Source organism: Streptomyces sp. NPDC058685, assembly GCF_042714725.1.
GTDB lineage: Bacteria > Actinomycetota > Actinomycetes > Streptomycetales > Streptomycetaceae > Streptomyces.
Genome location: NZ_JBHXSL010000036.1, coordinates 1 through 17,844 on the forward strand (window position 1 = coordinate 1; position 17,844 = coordinate 17,844).

Here is a 17,844-nt window from a genome sequence, read left to right on the forward strand (position 1 = left end):
CCGCAGCCCTTATCAAACCCCCGCCGCCCCGGGCCCGCCCGGGGGCGCCGTCCCGCCCCCCACCCGCGTGGGGGGCGCCCCCCCCCCCCGGGGCCGGCCCCCCCCCCTTGCTGCCCCCGGGCGGGCCCCCCCACCGGCCCACGGCCCCCCCCCCACGACCCAGGGGTTACTTGCCCTTTGCGGCTTCCTTGAGCTTCGAGCCCGCGGAGACCTTCACGCTGTAGCCGGCCGGGATCTGGATCGGGTCGCCGGTCTGCGGGTTACGAGCGGTGCGAGCGGCACGGTGGGTGCGCTCGAAGGTCAGGAAGCCGGGGATGGTGACCTTCTCGTCACCCTTGGCGACAACCTCGCCGACGGTCTCGGCGAGAGCGGCCAGCACGGCGTCGGCGTCCTTGCGGGTCACCTCGGCGCGGTCGGCCAGCGCGGCCACCAGCTCACTGCGGTTCATGTTCTTACTCCCGTGTTCTTCTTGCCTGTCAGGCGTGAGATCGAAGCCGATGCTGCCAGGGCCCTCGGACAGTCCCCGGACCCGGGTCTGCAGTTCCAGACCCTCGCGCCCGATTACGCATCCTGCCCCCACCAACGGCGGGAAAGCCAATCCGGCACCCTCCAGAGTCACACGAAAAGCGCCACTGCCTCGTCGTGGTGACGTTCCGTCCACTCGCTGGAGACTCCCTGGAGCCGCCGGGCTATGGTCCGCCACCCTAGAGCGGCGGCCGGGGCCCCGCGACTCACGACGCGCCGGAGGTGACCCCCACAGCCTTCGCCGCGCTGCGCACCGCACCGGCGACCGCCCCCGCGACCTTGTCGTTGAAGACGGAGGGGATGATGTAGTTCGGGTTCAGCTCGTCCTCGGTGACGACGTCCGCGAGCGCGGTCGCGGCCGCGAGCATCATCTCGGTGTTGACCGTGCGGGACTGAGCGTCCAGCAGACCGCGGAAGACGCCCGGGAACACCAGCACGTTGTTGATCTGGTTCGGGAAGTCGGAGCGGCCGGTGGCGACAACCGCCGCCGTCTGACGGGCGATTGCCGGGTCGACCTCGGGGTCGGGGTTCGCGAGCGCGAAGACGATGGCGCCGTCCGCCATGGCCGCGACGTCCTCGCCGCCGAGCACGTTGGGGGCCGACACGCCGATGAAGACGTCCGCGCCGACGGTGGCCTCCTTGAGCGTGCCGCGGACACCCTCGGGGTTGGTGTTGTCGGCGATCCAGCGCAGCGCGGAGCCGGGGGCCGCGCCCACGAGGTCCTCGCGCTCCGCGTGCACCACACCGTGGATGTCGGCGACGACGGCGTGCTTCACACCCGCCGCGATCAGCAGTTTCAGGATGGCCGTACCCGCGGCGCCCGCACCGGACATGACGACCCGTACGTCACCGACCTCCTTGCCGACCACGCGCAGCGCGTTGGTCAGCGCGGCCAGCACGACGATGGCGGTGCCGTGCTGGTCGTCGTGGAAGACGGGGATGTCCAGGGCCTCCCGCAGCCGCGCCTCGATCTCGAAGCAGCGGGGCGCGGAGATGTCCTCCAGGTTGATGCCGGCGAAGCCCGGGGCGATCGCCTTGACGATCGCGACGATCTCGTCGGTGTCCTGGGTGTCCAGGCACAGCGGCCAGGCGTCGATGCCGGCGAACCGCTTGAACAGGGCCGCCTTGCCCTCCATCACGGGCAGCGCGGCCATCGGCCCGATGTTGCCGAGGCCGAGGACGGCGGAGCCGTCGGTGACCACGGCGACGGAGTTGCGCTTGATGGTGAGGCGGCGGGCGTCCTCGGGGTTCTCGGCGATCGCCATGCAGACCCGCGCCACACCCGGCGTGTAGATCATCGAGAGATCGTCACGGTTGCGGATGGGGTGCTTGGACTGCATCTCGATCTTGCCGCCGAGGTGCATCAGGAACGTACGGTCGGACACCTTGCCGACGACGACACCGATGATCTCGCGCAGTTCCTCGACGATCTCGTCGGCGTGCGTGGTGGAGCTGGCCGCGATCGTCACGTCGATCCGCAGCTTCTCGTGGCCGGAGGCGGTCACGTCCAGGCCGGTCACGGAGCCGCCGGAGGACTCCACGGCCGTGGTCAGCTGGGAGACCGCGGTTCCGCTCGCGGGCACCTCCAGCCGGACCGTCATCGAGTACGAGACGCTGGGCGCCGTTGCCATGACCGGGTTCCTCTGCTTTCCCTAGCTTCATTGCCATGCGGCCGTGGCTACTGCCCGGCGACGCCTTCCGATGGTCGCACCTACCTGCGGGTAGCAGGTAATACTGGTCTTTTAGTTTTCGGAAAGCTTTTTCCACCATACGAGAAGTTCAGGGGAAACAGAAGAGGCCCACGTCCCCGAGGGGGCGTGGGCCTCTTCCGATGTGGCGTAAGTGACACCGACCCGCCATGCTCGCCTCGCGGCAAGTGGTCGCTCTGAGCGACGAAGGTTGGGCCCGGGGGCTTGGATCGGGCCGGTGTCACGACAAGGCTAACAAAGACTCCCCGAAGGTGATTCCTCTACGACGAGTTGACCGCGGATCAATCCCGCAGCAGGTCGGGGACCCCGTCCGCGTCCGGGTCGTCGCGGCGCCCCGACACGACGGTGAGCTGCTGCGTCGCACGGGTCAGCGCGACGTACAGCACCCGCAGACCCGCCGGGGACTCGTCCGCGATCTCCGCCGGGGAGACCACCACCGTCGCGTCGTACTCCAGTCCCTTCGCCTCCAGGGAGCCGAGCGCCACGACCCGCTCGCCGAGCCCTTCCAGCCAACGCGCCACCTCGGCACGGCGGTTCATGGCCGCCACCACCCCGACCGTGCCGTCGACGCGGTCCAGCAGGCGCTGCGCCTCCTCCCGGACGGCGCCGGCCAGGTCGTCGCCCCGGACGACCGCGAAGCGCGGCTCGACGCCCGTGGAGCGCACCGCGGACGGGGACTCCATACCGGGCATGGCGAGCGCCAGCACCTTGGCGGCGAGTTCCGCGATCTCCGCGGGGTTGCGGTAGTTGACCGTGAGCTGGAAACGCCGGCGCGGGCGGCTGCCCAGCGCCTCGTCGCGCGCCTCGGCGGCCTCGTTCGGGTCCGACCAGGACGACTGGGCCGGGTCGCCGACGATCGTCCAGGTCGCGTGCCGGCCGCGCCGGCCGACCATCCGCCACTGCATGGGGGTGAGGTCCTGCGCCTCGTCGACGATGACGTGGGCGTACTCCTCGCGCTCCGCCGCGAGCCGCTCGGCGCGCTCGCGCTGGGTCTCCTCGCGCTGCGGCATCAGCTCCTCCAGACCGGTGAGCTGGTCCAGCGGGTCGAGTTCGCGCCTGCGGCGCGGGCGTGCCGGGGAGCCGAGCAGGGTCTGCAGCTCGTCCAGCAGCGCCACGTCGTGCACGGACAGCGGGCCCTGGCCCTCGGGCCCGAGCCTGCGCAGCGAGCGCGCCAGCCGGCGCACCTCGCCCGGATTGAGCACGCGGCGGGCCCAGCGGCCCAGCCTTCGCTCGTCCGCCATGGCGACGAGCACCCGGCGCGGGGTCAGCTCGGGCCACCACGCGTCCAGGAAGGCGATGAAGCTGTCCTCGCCGGTGATGTCCTCGTCGAAGGAGGACCGCAGCTCCGCGGCGAGCTCGGGATCCGTGTGCCGGGAGCCGGCCCCGGACTTCGCCCACAGGGCGTCGAGCAGCAGCCTGCGGGCGCGCGGGCGCAGCAGGTTGACCGGGGTGGTGCCGCCGAGGACGTTGTGGCGGATGCGACCGAGCTCCTCGGCCTCGAGTTCGAGCCGGCGGTTGAAGGCGACCACCCGCAGGCGCGTGGGCGGGCCCGTCGGCGCTTCCTGCTCCTCGCCGAAGGCCAGCTGCCCGTTGCGGTTCGCGCGGCCACTGCCGTTGCCGTTCCGCGGGGCCGTGGGTCCGGAGAGTTCCAGGGCGCCTCGGGCGGCATGGCGGAGGACCTTCAGCATCCGGGACGAGCCCTTGACGCGCGCCACGGCCGGTTCGTCGTACGCCGTGGCCTCGGCGCCGTCGACCAGATGGCCCACCGCGCGGATGGCGACCTGTCCCTCCTCGCCCAGCGAGGGCAGCACGCCCTCGGTGTAGGAGACGAGCAGCGGGGTCGGCGAGACGATCAGGATGCCGCCCGCGTAGCGCCGGCGGTCCTGGTAGAGGAGATAGGCGGCCCGGTGCAGCGCCACGGCGGTCTTGCCGGTGCCGGGGCCGCCCTCCACGTAGGTGACGGACGCGGCGGGCGCGCGGATCACCAGGTCCTGTTCGGCCTGGATGGAGGCGACGATGTCCCGCATGGTGTGACTGCGGGCCTGGCCGAGCGCCGCCATCAGCGCGCCGTCGCCGATCACCGGGAGCCGGTCGCCGTCGAGTGTCGCGGTGAGCTCGGGTCTCATGAGGTCGTCCTCGACCCCGAGGACCTTGCGGCCCTTGGAGCGGATCACCCGGCGGCGCACCACGCGGCCGGGGTCGACCGGGGTCGAGCGGTAGAAGGGCGCGGCGGCCGGCGCGCGCCAGTCGATGACCAGGGGCGCGTAGTCGGAGTCGAGGACACCGATACGCCCGATGTGCAGGGTCTCCGCGATGTCGGCGGTGTTGTCGGCGCCCACCGCGTCGTCCGCGGGTTCCACCGAGGTGTACGCCCCGTCGGGTCCCTTCTGCCCGTCCTTGCCGAGCAGCAGGTCGATCCGTCCGAAGAGGAAATCCTCGAACTCGTTGTTGAGCCGATTGAGGTGGATGCCGGCCCGGAAGACCTGGGCATCCCGTTCGGCGAGAGCACCCGGTGTGCCGACCTGGCCGCGTTTGGCGGCGTCGTGCATCAGGAATTCCGCCTCGTGGATCTTCTCCTCGAGGCGGCGGTACACCTGGTCCAGATGTTCCTGTTCGACACCGATTTCCCGGTCCCGGACAGAGTCGACAGCGGCTTCCTGCGCGGCCACCGAGGGCCCCCTTCTGACGTGCACTGGGCAGCCGTCAACCCTATGCGAAGGGGGCGTTTCTGTCAGGCCTCGACTTCCACCAGCTTTTTGCCCTCGAACGTACGGACCTCGAAGTGGTCGATGTCGTTACTGTCCATCGCCGCTCCGCCGTGCACGTACAGCGGCTTCTTGCCGGCCGGGTTCGTGCTGTCGGGAATGCCGTAGCCCCACTCCGGAACGGCCCAGGAGGTCACGATCTCCTCCTCGCCGGTCTTGGAGACGGCGATCAGATTGCACTTGAGCGGCCCTTTGACGTTCTTCAGTTCCAGAACGGTGTGGGTGCCCCAGGCCTTCTTCTCCATGCCGACCGCGGCGCTGACCTTGGTCGTCGCGTCCGTGTGGTCGACCTTGTCCTGGATGTGGGCGAAGGCGTCCTCGGCGGGGGACGTCGAGTGCGGCTGGGCCTGGGTGCTGCCCGTGTCGTCCGCCGTCACCACGACGGCCGCGGCGGGGCCACCGATGATCAGGGCCGCGGCGGCCGCGACCAGGTACATCCCGCGCCGGCGCTTGGCCGCCCGCTTGGCGGCGACCTCGTCCAGCAGGCCGTTCAGCACCTTGGGGCTGGGGGGAGCGGGTACGACGGGAACGGGCCGCGACGGCGGGGCGTCCATCCAGCCCGGCGGCTGCATGCTCCGCATGCCCGGCAGATTCACCACATTGCTGCTCGGTCCCGGGGCGGGGGCCTCGGCCAGCATCGCCAGCATGGGCTCCATACCGGAGAAGTCCTCGAGGTGGGCGGCGCAGATCTGGCAGCCGGCCAGATGCATCTCGAAGGCGGCGGCGTCAGCGTCGTCGAGCACGCCGAGCACATACGCGCCAACGGCATCGTGGACGGATTCCTGCTCGTGCATGGTCATGCCCTGACCCCCCTCTCCTCCAGTGCGAGCTTCATGGAACGGAGTGCGTAGAACACCCGGGACCGCACCGTCCCACTGGGTATGCCGAGAGTCTCGGCAGCCTCATTGACCGTGCGCCCCTTGAAATACGTCTCGACAAGGACTTCCCTGTGGGCGGGCGTCAAATCATCGAGTGCATCAGAGAGCGTCATCAGCCACAACGCCTTGTCGATCTCGTCCTCCGCAGGCATGACCTCCAGCGGCGACGGATCGACCTCCTGCGGCCGGGCCTGCCGGCTGCGGTGACCGTCGATGACGATGCGGCGTGCGACCGTCACCAGCCAGGGTCGGACAGAGCCGGTTGCTCGGTTGAGCTGACCGGCGTTCTTCCAGGCACGGATGAGCGTCTCCTGCACCACGTCCTCGGCACGCTGGCGATCGCCGGCAACAAGGCGCAGTACATAGGCGAGCAGAGGACCCGCATGTTCGCGATAGAGCGCGCGCATGAGTTCCTCATCAGGTGCTGAGGAGTCGGTGCGTGGCTTATCGCTTCGATGGCGTGCCCTCTGCGGACGGTCATCGGCCACGGCGGCATCCTTGCGCACCTGAACCTCCCGGTCGAGACCCTGTTTTTCGGCTGGCTGCTTGTCCCCCTTCACTACGGGGTACACAGGAGGATCACTCAACGGGTGGCGGAAAAACTTTCAAGATCTTTTCAGCTGTCCGGTTCGGGACGTTATACGGCGTCAGGCCCGGGCCACGGAGGCCCGGCGCCGATGCCGGGCGACCCGTTCGCGGTTGCCGCAGACCTCGCTGGAACACCATCGCCGGCGCCGGCCGCGGGAGGTGTCCAGATAGACCCGGCGACAGCTCTCGCCCTGGCACTGCCGCAGCCCCGCCCTGGCCGCCGGATCGGTCAGCAACTCCACGGCGTCGCGGGCGATCGCGGCGAGCAGGGAGGCGCAGTCGGGTGCCGAGCCCAGGGTCCGTACGAGCGTGCCGTCGGCGTCCCGGACGGCCCGGAGGGCGGGCGGTGCGCCGGCCGCGGCCAGGATGTTCACCCGCTCCAGCGCGGATTCCGCGTACCGGCCGTCGATCTCGGCGCGTACCAACTGACTGAGCGCGCCGCGCAGTTCGACGAAACGGTCCACCCAGTGGGCGTCCGCGTCACCCCCGCCCGTGCCGGCCGGCACCAGTCCGGCGCCGGTCAGCCAGCGGCCGAGCCGGCCCGCTCCGGCCAGCGGTTCGCCCTCGCCCGGCTCGGCCTCCGCGGTCGCCATCAGGTCCAGGCAGAGGCGCCCTGAGTCGAACCGCCAGTCGTACGACGCCGTACCGGTCGCGCCTGCGGTCATGCGCCTGTCACCGCCTCGGGGTCACCGCCGGGTGTCCCCACCAGAGTGCCCGTCCGGACGTGCGGCCGGAACCCCTCGTTCTGGTCCGTCCGGCCGCACCCGGGACCTCAGTCGCGGACGAGCGAGGGCGCGACGTCCTCATGGCGCTCGACCGGGGTCGCGCTGCGCGCCGCGGCGGGCTTCTTGCCGCAGAAGGCGGCCTCCAGCGTCAGCGGCATGACATTCAACACATCGCTGGTGTTGGAGGTGTTCGCGGCGGAGGTGATGGTCCGCTTTCCGTCCTTCGAGGTGAAGGAGTACGTGTAGTAGCCCTGGACGGTGCCCGTGTGCCCGTAGACGGAGACACCGCAGGACAGATCACGGCGGCGCAGCCCGAGCCCGTAGCCCTGGGTGCTGTTGACCGGCACCCACTCCTGCATCTGTGCCAGCCGGGCCGGCGACATCAGCTTCCCGCGCAGCAGGGCGGAGACGAAGGTGTTCAGGTCGTGGGTGCTGGAGATCATGGCACCGGCACTCTGCGCCCAGGAGGCGGTCTGCCGGGTCGAGTCCACGAGCGGTGCGCCCGCCTCGTCGGGCCGGAGGTAGCCCTTGACGTGACGGCCGGGGATCGCGGTGCCGGGGTGGACGTAGAAGGTGTCCGTCAGCTTCAGCGGCTTGATGATCCGGTCTCGGTACTCGGCCTGCAGGGTGTGACCGGTGGCCTTCTCGACGAGCATCCCGGCGACGACGAAGTTGGTGTTGGAGTACGCGTGGGTCGTGCCGGGGTCGACGGTGAGCGGCTTCCGCAGCGACAGCCTCACCAGCTCCCGGTGGCTGAACACCTTGTTGCGCACGGCCTCGAAGCCCGGGACGGTCTTGGCGAACATCTCGTCGGTGTAGTCGTACAGCCCGCTGCGGTGGCTGAGCAGATGGCGCACGGTGATCCGGTCGTCCGGCAGCAGTCCGGGCAGATACGTGTTCACCGACGTGTCCAGATCCAGGCGGCCCTCGTCGACCAGCTGGAGCACGACCACCGAGGTGAACGTCTTGGTGACGCTCCCGATGCGGAAGCGGTCGTCGGTGTTCATCGCCCGGCCGGTGGCCCTGTCCGCGACGCCCTCGGTCAGACGGCGGACCGCGCCGTTGTCGTCGATCCGGGCCATCGCGCCCGGGGCGCCCTTCGCCAGGGCCGAGCGCAGGGCCTCGCGCAGGGCGGTCAGGTCGGGCGCCGGCATCGTCGTGGCGGGAGCCGCCGCGCCTGCCGGTGCCGCCGGTGCCACGCCGACCGCGGCAGGGGCCGCCGGTGATGCGAAGGCGGTCGGTGCGGGGACTGCGAGGAGGGACAGCAGGGCCGCGCCCAGCGCCGTACCTCTGCCCACCATGCCTGCGACCATCAGGTTCTTCTCCCATGTCCGATTGCGTACAGCAACGTCCGTTGCCGGCCGAGCCACTGACGCGACGTCGGCACCACTTGTACGCGCCGGCCCGCCGATCGGGTTGCATGCCGGGAGATGAATCCCTCGTGCGTGTCGCCCGCACGCCTCCGTCAGAGTGGCGGCGGGTCGTCGTGCAGGATCCGCTGGAAGAGCAGGTGGTCGCGCCATGCGCCGTTGATGTGCAGGTAGTTCGGGGCCATGCCGATCCGCTCGAATCCGCATTTGGCCAGCACCCGCTGCGAGGCGGCGTTGTCGAGCAGGGTGTCCGCCTCCACCCGGTGCAGGCCCAGGTCCTCGCGGGCGGCCCGGCACACCTCCTCGACCGCGCGGGTGGCGAGTCCGCGGCCGGTGAACTCGGCGTCGATCCAGTAGCCGAGCTGCGCGCTGCGGAACGGCCCGAGGGCGATGCCGGAGAGCGTGAGCCCGCCGACGATCCGGGTGCCCTCGTGGAAGTGCCATCGCCGGGTGGTGGGATCGGGTGCCAGCCGGGCGGCCTGCCCCTCGGCCGTGTAGAACAGCTCGGGACGGATCGGCTCGCAGGGGCGCATATGGGCCCGGTTGCGGGCCAGGGCGCGGGCCACGGGTCCCGCGAGGCGCTGGGCGGCGTCCGGCCCGTCGGGCAGTAGACGCGGAAGGTCATCGCTCATCCTGCGTACCGTAGACGCCCGGACATGCTCCTGCGACGCTCGCCCATGGAGAGTCCGGGCCGCCCGCGCTGAACTGGTCACATGACACAGAACACGACGGAGAACAGGTCAGGAGGCCGCGGCGGCCGAGCGGTCCTCGCGGCGGCGACGGCGACCACCGGTCTGGTGGCGGGGATCTGGTTCGCCTACGCGATATCGGTGATGCCGGCGCTCGCCCGCAGTGACGACCGGACGTACATCGAGGTGATGCAGAACGTCGACGACGTGATCCAGAACCCCCTCTTCTTCCTGGTGTTCCTGGGTGCGCTCGTCCTCACCGCGATCGCCGCCCGGCAGCAGTGGCGGTCCCCGCTGCGCCCCTGGGTACTCGCGGCGCTGGTGCTGTACTCGGCGGCGTTCCTGTCGACCGTGCTGATGAGTGTGCCGCTCAACGAGGAGCTGGTCGCGGCCGGGGATCCGGCACGGATCGCCGACCCCGCGGCCGTGCGGGACGCGTACGAGGACCCGTGGGTCGCCTGGAACATCGTGCGCGGGGTGCTGAACACCGCCGCCCTGGGGTGCCTGTGCTGGGCGAGCACCCTGATGCGTCAGACGTCGCCGTACTTGGTGTCCGCGGCCGGGTCCAGCGCGAGCCGGTAGCCCCGCTTGACGACGGTCTGGATCAGCTTGGGCACGCCGAGTGCGGTCCGCAGCCGGGCCATGGCGGTCTCGACGGCGTGCTCGTCCCGGCCGGCGCCGGGCAGGGTGCCGAGCAGATCGGCGCGGGAGACGACCCAGCCGGGGCGCCGGGAAAGGGCCCGCAGCATGGCCATTCCGGCGGGCGGCACGGGCCGCAGCTCGTCGTCGACGAGGACGGCGTGGCCACGGATCTCCAGACGGCGTCCGGCGACCGGGAACGCACGGGCCCGCGACGGCAGTTCGGCGCCCAGCACCTGCACCAGCGGACCGAGCCGGAAGCGCTCGGGCTGGATGGTCGGGATGCCGCGGGCCTGGAGCGGCAGCGCGGTGACGGGGCCCACGCAGGCGGCCAGCACATCGTGTTCCAGTGCGTGCAGCAGCGGTTCGAGCTGTCCGCGCGTCTCGGCACGGGAGAGCAGCGACGCGGCGGCCGGCGCGCTGGTGAAGGTGACGGCGTCCAGGGAGCGCGCGACGATCGCGTCCAGCAGCCGGTCCACGGGGGCCAGGTCCTCCGGGGGCATCCAGCGGTAGACGGGGACGAGGACGACATCGGCGCCCGCGGCCCGCAGCGACTCGACGAACCCGGGCAGCGGTTCGCCGTGCAGCTGGAGCGCGATCCGGCGGCCGGAGACTCCTTCGGCGAGGAGCCGGTCGAGCACCTCGGCCATGGACTCCGAGGCCGGTGACCACTCCTCGGTGAGACCCGCGGCGCGGATGGCGCCCTTCACCTTCGGGCCGCGGGCCAGCAGTTCGACACCCCGCAGACAGGCCAGCAACTCCTCGCCGTACCCCCAGCCGTCGGCGGCCTCCACCCAGCCGCGGAAGCCGATCGCGGTGGTGGCGACGGCGACATCGGGGGCGTGGTCGATCAACTCCTTGGTGGCTGCCAAGAGTTCCGCGTCGTCGGCGAGAGGGACGATCCGCAGCGCGGGAGCGTGCAGGACGGTGGCGCCACGGCGGTGCAGCAGCGCGCCGAGTTCATCGGCACGGCGGGCGGCCGTGACGCCGACGGTGAAGCCGGCGAGGGGCCCGTGGACGGAGCGCCGCGGGTCCTGGGACTGCTGCGACCGGTCGCCCGGTGCCTGCCGGTCGCGGCGCGTCTGCCGGTCGCGCTGTTCCTGCCCGTCGTGCTGTGCCTGCGGCCCGCCCGGTGTCTGCGGCCGGCCGTGCTGCTCCTGCTCGTTCTGTTGCTGCTGCTCGTTCTGATCCTGCTGGTCGTGCATCCGGTGTCCCCACTCTGCCGCCCATCCTGCGCGGATGAGGCGACCGAGCCTGTCAAGGGTGCGTGACAGGCTCGGTTCGCCGGTATTTCCCCGCCGTTACGGACGTGTCCGGCTCAGACCCGCGCGTATCCGAGCTGCGGCTCCGCCTCGGGCGCCTCGGTGGCCACCGGCGCGGACGCGGGCCGGCGAAGGTATACCGCCCAGGTCACGACCGAGCACACCGCGTAGAAGAGCAGGAAGGAGACGAAGGCCGCGGTGCCCGTGCCGGCGCTCTGGAACGACTGGCGGAAGGCGAGGTTGATACCGAGGCCGCCGAGCGCGCCCACGGCACCGATGAGCCCCATCGACGCCCCCGAGAGCCGCCGGCCGTAGGCGGCGGCCGCCTCGCCCGTCATGCCCTTCGCCAGCGCCTTCGCCTGGAAGATGCCGGGGATCATCTTGTACGTCGAGCCGTTGCCCAGCCCGGTGAGCACGAACAGGGCGATGAAGCCGACGAGGAAGACCGGCAGGGACTCCTGCACGGACGCGGTGACGACCACGCCCGTGGCCGCGGCCATCGCGAGGAAGTTGCCGAGCGTGATCCGCGCCCCGCCGAAGCGGTCCGCGAGCGCCCCGCCGACCGGCCGGATGAGCGAGCCGAGCAGCGGTCCGATGAAGGTGAGGGAGGCGGCCTGGAGCGGAGTGCGCCCGAACTGCGTCTGGAGGACGAGGCCGAAGGCGAAGCTGTAGCCGATGAACGAGCCGAAGGTGCCGACGTAGAGGAACGCCATGATCCAGGTGTGACCGTCCCGGACGGCTTCCCTGGCCGCGCCCGTGTCGTTCTTCACGGGCGCGAGGTTGTCCATCCACAGGGCCGCGCAGACGGCGGCGACGACGATCAGCGGGATGTAGGCGCCGAGCACGATGCGCGGATGGGCGGCGCCCGCGGTCCCGATGACCAGCAGCCCGACGAGCTGCACCACCGGCACCCCGATGTTTCCGCCGCCGGCGTTGACGCCGAGGGCCCAGCCCTTCTTCCGCAGCGGGAAGAAGGAGTTGATGTTCGTCATCGAGGAGGCGAAGTTGCCGCCGCCGACGCCGGTGAGCGCGGCGACGAGGAGGAAGGTGCCGTAGGAGGTCCCCGGCTCCATCACCGCGTACGCGGCACCGGTCGGCAGCAGCAGCATCAGGGCGCTGAAGACCGTCCAGTTCCGGCCGCCGAACCGGGCGACCGCGAAGGTGTACGGCACCCGGATCACGGCACCCACCAGGGTGGCCGTGCCGATCAGGAAGAACTTCCCCGCCGGGTCGACGCCGTACTCGGGTCCCATGAACAGCACCATCACCGACCACAGGGTCCAGATGGAGAACCCGATGTGCTCGCTGAGTACGGAGAAGACGAGATTGCGCCGGGCGGTCCTCTCCCCCGTCGTACGCCAGAAGGTCTCGTCCTCCGGGTCCCACTGTTCGATCCACCGGCCTGCCATGACGCGCCTCCACGGGTGTCGGGTCGTGGAGGCGACGCTAGGGACGGCGCGTTTCGGCCCCGATGGCAGCAGGTGACCGGTGCGCAACCTTGCTCTCACCCGGCGGTCAGCGCGTGTGTGAGCCGCGCCTGCGCTGCGGGGTGCCGTTAGGCCACAGCCGGGGCCTCCGTTTGGCCGCGATGTCCTCGGCGGGGCCGAACAGCAGGATGCACAGCGCGATCAGTGCCCAGGCGAGCAGCAGGACGGGCACCCAGCTCTCCAGCAGCCACGGCGCTCCCTCGCTCAGCGCGTCGAGCGACCACATGCGGTCCCACAGCGTCGCCGCGGCGAGGATGCACACGTTGTGCCAGAGGTAGACGGTCACGGCACGGGAGTTGAGCAGGGTGACCGCCCGGTCGAGGCGGCGCAGCCGCCGCGGCCACTCCTGCCACGACGGGCTGAAGTGGAACAGCAGCAGGACCGCGCCGAGCGACCAGAGGGCCTGTGCGGTCGGGATGCCGTCCAGCTCCACCCCCGGCTCGCCGAAGCCGTGACGGGTGGCCCACCACAGGCCGGCCGGCATGAGGAGCACCGGGGCGAGGGAGGGGATGACATAGCGCGGCAGCCGGGCGAGCAGGCCCTCCTGGTGCGCCATGCCGAGCATCCAGCAGGCGCCGAAGGTGCTGAAGTCGGTGGCCGCCGAGTCGATCCGTGCGGGCAGCGGGAGCTCTCCGACGCTCAGCAGGAGCGAGAGGGCCACGGGTGCGAGGAGCGCTGGCCAGGGAAGTCGCCGCAGCAACCGCAGGAGCAGGGGCGACAGCAGGACGAACCACAGATAGGCACGCAGGTACCAGAGCGGCTCGGCCATGTCCGCGGCCCATTCGGCGGCCAGGAACGGCGGGTCGCTCAGGGGCAGGATCCAGAACACCGCGGACGGCCCGGGCCGCCAGCCGTCGACCACCATGAGGGTGCCGCAGACCGCGCCGAGCACCCACACCGGAGGCAGCAGGCGGCGTACCCGGCTGCGGATCACCTGGAGGGCGGGACGCTCCAGCGAGCGGGCCATCAGCGCGCCCGCGAGCGCGAACATCACGCCCATGGAGGGGAACAGCAGCGGCAGCCAGGCCCAGCCCACCAGGTGGTAGAGCACGACGCGGAAGAGGGCGAGCGCGCGCAGCAGGTCGAAGTAGCGGTCCCGGCCGGAGGGCGGTGCCTCGGCCGGAACAGCGGCGTGCGCGGGCGTCGTCCCGGTGACGGAGGGAGTCATCCGACCGGCCTCCGGTTCTCGTCGCTGCGCCGCGGAGCGGGTACGGCGCCGGGCGCCTCGACCGTTCCGGTGCGCCGCAGCTTCTGCCAGCGCAGCCGGCCGCCGGTCAGGGCCGTGATCCAGGACTGGAGCAGCACGACGTACATCAGCTGGCGGTAGAGCAGTTGCTGGAGCGGCAGCGAGATCAGATGGATCATCCTCTCGCCGTCCAGCCGGAACGCGTAGGCGGCGCAGACGACCTGGACGGCGAGGACGCCGAGCCACGCGGCGACCGTCTTCAGCGTGGGCCCGAAGACGAGTCCGTAGAGCAGGAAGACATCGATCAGCGGGGCCAGCAGCGGTGCGAGCACCATGAAGAGGGAGACCAGCGGCAGTCCGACCCGGCCGAAGCGGCCCGACGGGCCGCGTTCCACGAGGGCTCGCCGGTGCTTCCAGATCGCCTGCATGGTCCCGTACGACCAGCGGTAGCGCTGCGACCACAGCTGCTGCACGCTCTCCGGCGCCTCGGTCCAGGCGCGGGCCTTCTCCGCGTAGACCACGTGCCAGCCGTCGCGGTGCATGGCCATGGTGATGTCGGTGTCCTCGGCGAGCGTGTCCTCGCTCATACCGCCGACGCGCTCCAGCGCCTCGCGGCGGAAGGCACCGACCGCGCCGGGGATGGTGGGCATGCAGCGCAGCACGTCGTACATACGGCGGTCGAGGTTGAAGCCCATCACGTACTCGATGTGCTGCCAGGCGCCGATGAGGGTGTCGCGGTTGCCGACCTTGGCGTTGCCGGCGACGGCGCCGACGCGCTGGTCGCCGAAGGGCTGCACCAGTTCGCGGACGGTGGAGGGCTCGAAGACGGTGTCGCCGTCCATCATCACGATGAGGTCGTGACGGGCGTGCCGGATGCCGTTGTTGAGTGCTTCCGGTTTGCCGGAGTTGGCCTGGCGCACGACGTGCACATTGGGCAGCGCCATGGCGTCGACGAGATCGGCCGTGCCGTCCGCGGACCCGTCGTCGATGACGACGACCTCGATGGGATGGTCGCTCGCCATCAGGGAGCGGACGGTGTTCTCGATGCACTCCTTCTCGTTGTACGCGGGGACCAGCACCGACACCGGTTCGGTGACCGGCGGGCCCCAGCGGAAGCTGCGGCGGCGCACCTTGCGGGCGTGCGCGAACGACAGAAGGAGCATCAGGCCGAACCGGGCGAGGACCAGGACGCCGATGACGGCGAGCCCGGCGACCAGGACACCGGTGGTGTTCTCCGAGACGGCGACCGCGGCGACGAACGCCTTGCCCTTCCACAGGTCGGCGCCGGTGACGGGGGTGTGGGCGCTGGGAGCGCCGAGCGCTTCGGTGAGGTTGGCGAAGGTGTAGCCCCTGGCCTTCATCTGCGGCAGCAGCCGTTCGAGCGCGGCGACGGTCTGCGAGCGTTCGCCGCCGGAGTCGTGCATCAGCACGATCGAGCCCTTGGTGCCGGGGGGCGTGGCCCGGTCGAGGATGGCCTGGGCGCCGGGGCGCTTCCAGTCCTCGGAGTCGGTGTTGTTGAAGACGGTGATGTAGCCGTGGCTGCCGATGTACTGGGCGACCGGCCAGGACTTGTTGTCGAGGGCCTCGGAGGACGAGGAGTACGGCGGCCGGAACAGGGAGGTGCGGATACCGGCCGCACCGGCGAGCGCCAGCTGGTTCTGGGAGAGCTCCCAGTCGATCCGGTCGGTGGACTGGAAGGCCAGGTCGGGGTGGTTGAAGGTGTGCAGCCCGATCTCATGGCCCTCCCGCACCATCCGCTCGACGAGGTCGGGGTAGCGGGATGCCATGGTGCCGGTGATGAAGAAGACGGCGTGGGCGTCGTGCGCCTTCAGGGCGTCGAGGACCCGGGGCGTCCAGACCGGGTCCGGACCGTCGTCGAAGGTGAGCACCAGCTTGCGGTCGGGCACGGTCAGGGCCTTGGGGTCGGCCTTGTCGCGTACGTCGATGACGGGCCCGCCGCCGAGGATCTTCTGCGGCACCTGGTCGGACGGGGCCGGTGGCCGCACACGGTGGTCGGCGAGGATCTCGCTGTGCACATAGCCGCGCAGCATCAGCATGGCCGCCAGCGCGATCAGGAAGACCACGGGGAGCAGATAGCGCATGGGGAGTCGCCGGCGAACGCCGGACCGGGGCCTCCGCCGCTGCGGGGCCCCTCTGCCGTGACGGGTCATCTATCGAGCGCCTTCTTGCGCGGGGGGTTCGGCGGGCGGGCTCGTGGGCGCGGAGGGAGAGGGCGAGGGGTCGACGGGGCTGGCCACCGGCTCGGGCACGGGGTCGCCGCCGCCCGGGGAGGCGCTGGGCGACGGACCGCCGCCGGGTGCGGGAACGCCGCCGCCGGCGGAGGGTTTGGCGGGGGCGGGGGCCGACGCCTTGACGCCGGGGGCCACCGGAACCCCCTTCGGGGCGCCGCTCGACGCCGTGCCCGAGGGCCGCCGCGGCAGTACGGCACCGGTGGAGTCGGTGGGCGCCGCGGCTCCGGGACGGTAGCCGGGGGCGTCGCCCGCGGGGACCGATTCGCTGGGAGCGGGCTCGACCTCCACCTTCTCCTTCTTCTTGCTCTCCGCGAACTGGCTGATGCCGGGCAGCCACGGTGCGGTGGAGCTGCCGCCGACGAGCGCGGTCACGAGGGTGACCGCGTAGCAGGCGCAGACAGCGGCCAGCACCCAGCCGGCACGGCGGAACTTCTTGCTTCTGCGGCCGCTCTCGTCCACGAACACCGGGCCGTCCGAGCCTTCCTGGACGGGCGGTTCGGTCGCGGGCTCCCCCAGTTTTCGGCCGAGTCCGTCCAGTTGGACGGTGACCTCGTTCGGCTCATGCGTATGCCCGGTAAGAACATCTTCTTGCCAATTTTCCACAGCTGTGCGCACATCCCCCACTGGCTCAATACGGATGCGCGGACGTATGTCGTGATCTCGGCCTGGGTCCCCACCCGCCCCGAGCGCCCTCTGTTGCACCGCATCCGGAGGGACGAACGTAGCCCACACGAGGTACCGAACGGGCGCTTCTGTCAGTTGTTGTCACACATGAGCGTGATGTCGCACTCCGGCAACCATTCCGAAGCCTCTCTTTTCAGCCAGCCCTCCCGCGCGCCCAGTTCGTCGACCGCCGCATGCAGGGCATTCACGCCCGGATGGCGCGTTCCCCTGCGCCACACCATCGACAGCGGCGACAGCGGAACGGGGTCGACGATCGGGCGCATCACCGTGCCCGCCACGGCCGGGAAGTCCACCACCGCGAGGACCGGATTGCGGGTCTTCGCCATCACCCGGCGGAACTCCTCGACACCCACCGCCAGGGGAGCGGGCGGCGCGAGCGCGATCCCGCGGCCCGCGAACAAATGCCGTGCGAGGTCCGTCCACTCCAGGGTCCGGGGGTTGCCCGCACCGGCGTAGACGGTCTCCCCCGCGAGTGCGTCCAGCGGAACCTGCTCGCGCGCGGCGAGCGGATGATCGTGCGGCAGGACGACGCCCAGCGGTTCGTACCGGACGATGCGATGGGACAGCAGCGCCCGCACCGGGCCTTCGAGTCCGGCGAAGCGCCCGAAGGAGACGTCGAGACGACCGTCGACGATCTCGGCGGCGGCACCGGTCAGTCCGCTCTCGAAGCGGGCCATCAGCTCGCACTCGGGGGCGAGTTCGCGCGCCCGCGCCAGGATGCGGCCGGACACCATGCCCTCGCTGTTGAGGTCCACGAGCAGCGGCCGGTCGGCGGCGGCGAAGGCGGCCCTCAGCTCGTCGTGCGCCGCGAGGACGGCCCGCGCGTAGGGCAGCAGGCGTTCGCCGTCGGCCGTGAGCGTCACCCGCCGGGTGCTCCGTACGAACAGCACGGCCCCCAACTCCCGCTCCAGTCGCCGGACATCGCGGCTCAGCGCCTGCTGGGCGACGTACAGCCGGGCCGCGGCGCGGGTGAAGTGCAGTTCGTCGGCGACGGCGGCGAAGGCGCGCAGCAGCCGCGGTTCGATGTCCATGGGCACCGGGCGAATTTACAACGCCGGTGCGTCAATCGACCCCTCATAGGTGTT

The 17,844-nt window shown here is 71.1% G+C and carries 15 protein-coding genes; 1 reads left to right on the plus strand and 14 read right to left on the minus strand.

Features of this window, described 5'->3' with window-relative positions; all coding sequences use genetic code 11:
• Positions 1-166 precede the first annotated feature (166 nt).
• The 8 genes from ACFWU3_RS25255 to ACFWU3_RS25290 all read right to left on the minus strand — a co-directional run bounded on the left by ACFWU3_RS25255 (position 167) and on the right by ACFWU3_RS25290 (position 9,192).
• Positions 167-448: an HU family DNA-binding protein gene (locus ACFWU3_RS25255; RefSeq protein ID WP_004571953.1), complete on the minus strand. Its 282-nt coding sequence runs from the start codon at positions 446-448 to the stop codon at positions 167-169.
• 283 nt (positions 449-731) lie between these two features.
• Positions 732-2,156 (minus strand): NAD-dependent malic enzyme, encoded by a 1,425-nt coding sequence (locus ACFWU3_RS25260; RefSeq protein ID WP_384441842.1) that lies wholly within the window; start codon positions 2,154-2,156, stop codon positions 732-734.
• 359 nt (positions 2,157-2,515) lie between these two features.
• Complete coding sequence (locus ACFWU3_RS25265; RefSeq protein ID WP_384441845.1) at positions 2,516-4,903, minus strand: HelD family protein; 2,388 nt, start codon at positions 4,901-4,903, stop codon at positions 2,516-2,518.
• A 62-nt stretch (positions 4,904-4,965) separates the two neighbouring features.
• Positions 4,966-5,799 carry an anti-sigma factor family protein gene (locus ACFWU3_RS25270; RefSeq protein ID WP_384441848.1) on the minus strand — a complete coding sequence of 278 codons (834 nt, stop codon included), beginning with the start codon at positions 5,797-5,799 and terminating at the stop codon, positions 4,966-4,968.
• Entirely contained in the window at positions 5,796-6,383 is a 588-nt protein-coding gene (locus tag ACFWU3_RS25275) for a sigma-70 family RNA polymerase sigma factor (protein ID WP_313946057.1), read from the minus strand. The genes ACFWU3_RS25270 and ACFWU3_RS25275 overlap by 4 nt, the downstream gene beginning before the upstream one ends.
• Before the next feature lie 141 nt (positions 6,384-6,524).
• Positions 6,525-7,130 carry a CGNR zinc finger domain-containing protein gene (locus tag ACFWU3_RS25280; protein WP_384441851.1) on the minus strand — a complete coding sequence of 202 codons (606 nt, stop codon included), beginning with the start codon at positions 7,128-7,130 and terminating at the stop codon, positions 6,525-6,527.
• Positions 7,131-7,237: 107 nt separating this feature from the next.
• Positions 7,238-8,503, minus strand: coding sequence for a serine hydrolase domain-containing protein (locus tag ACFWU3_RS25285; RefSeq protein WP_384441854.1), 1,266 nt, complete (start codon positions 8,501-8,503; stop codon positions 7,238-7,240).
• Between the two features lie 152 nt (positions 8,504-8,655).
• Positions 8,656-9,192, minus strand: a complete 537-nt coding sequence (locus ACFWU3_RS25290) for a GNAT family N-acetyltransferase (RefSeq protein ID WP_384441857.1) — start codon at positions 9,190-9,192, stop codon at positions 8,656-8,658.
• A gap of 81 nt (positions 9,193-9,273) precedes the next feature.
• On the opposite strand from ACFWU3_RS25290, the gene ACFWU3_RS25295 reads away from it, so the two are divergent.
• The gene (locus ACFWU3_RS25295; RefSeq protein ID WP_384441860.1) at positions 9,274-9,831 is read left to right on the plus strand and encodes a DUF1772 domain-containing protein; all 558 of its coding nucleotides are present in this window, start codon (positions 9,274-9,276) and stop codon (positions 9,829-9,831) included.
• Here ACFWU3_RS25295 and ACFWU3_RS25300 read toward each other — a convergent pair.
• The 6 genes from ACFWU3_RS25300 to ACFWU3_RS25325 all read right to left on the minus strand — a co-directional run bounded on the left by ACFWU3_RS25300 (position 9,780) and on the right by ACFWU3_RS25325 (position 17,790).
• A complete protein-coding gene (locus ACFWU3_RS25300) occupies positions 9,780-11,093 on the minus strand; it encodes a uroporphyrinogen-III synthase (protein WP_384441863.1) in 1,314 nt (437 codons plus the stop codon). The two genes, ACFWU3_RS25295 and ACFWU3_RS25300, sit on opposite strands and share 52 nt — an antisense overlap.
• A 113-nt stretch (positions 11,094-11,206) precedes the next feature.
• The gene (locus tag ACFWU3_RS25305) at positions 11,207-12,559 is read right to left on the minus strand and encodes a nitrate/nitrite transporter (RefSeq protein ID WP_384441866.1); all 1,353 of its coding nucleotides are present in this window, start codon (positions 12,557-12,559) and stop codon (positions 11,207-11,209) included.
• A gap of 106 nt (positions 12,560-12,665) precedes the next feature.
• On the minus strand, positions 12,666-13,805 hold the full coding sequence (locus tag ACFWU3_RS25310; RefSeq protein WP_384441869.1) for an acyltransferase: 1,140 nt from the start codon (positions 13,803-13,805) through the stop codon (positions 12,666-12,668).
• Entirely contained in the window at positions 13,802-15,925 is a 2,124-nt protein-coding gene (locus tag ACFWU3_RS25315; RefSeq protein ID WP_384441872.1) for a glycosyltransferase, read from the minus strand. Before ACFWU3_RS25315 ends, ACFWU3_RS25310 begins: the two co-directional genes overlap by 4 nt.
• Positions 15,926-15,994: 69 nt before the next feature.
• Entirely contained in the window at positions 15,995-16,678 is a 684-nt protein-coding gene (locus tag ACFWU3_RS25320) for a hypothetical protein (RefSeq protein ID WP_384441875.1), read from the minus strand.
• Between the two features lie 152 nt (positions 16,679-16,830).
• Complete coding sequence (locus ACFWU3_RS25325; RefSeq protein WP_384441999.1) at positions 16,831-17,790, minus strand: LysR family transcriptional regulator; 960 nt, start codon at positions 17,788-17,790, stop codon at positions 16,831-16,833.
• Between the last annotated feature and the right edge of the window lie 54 nt (positions 17,791-17,844).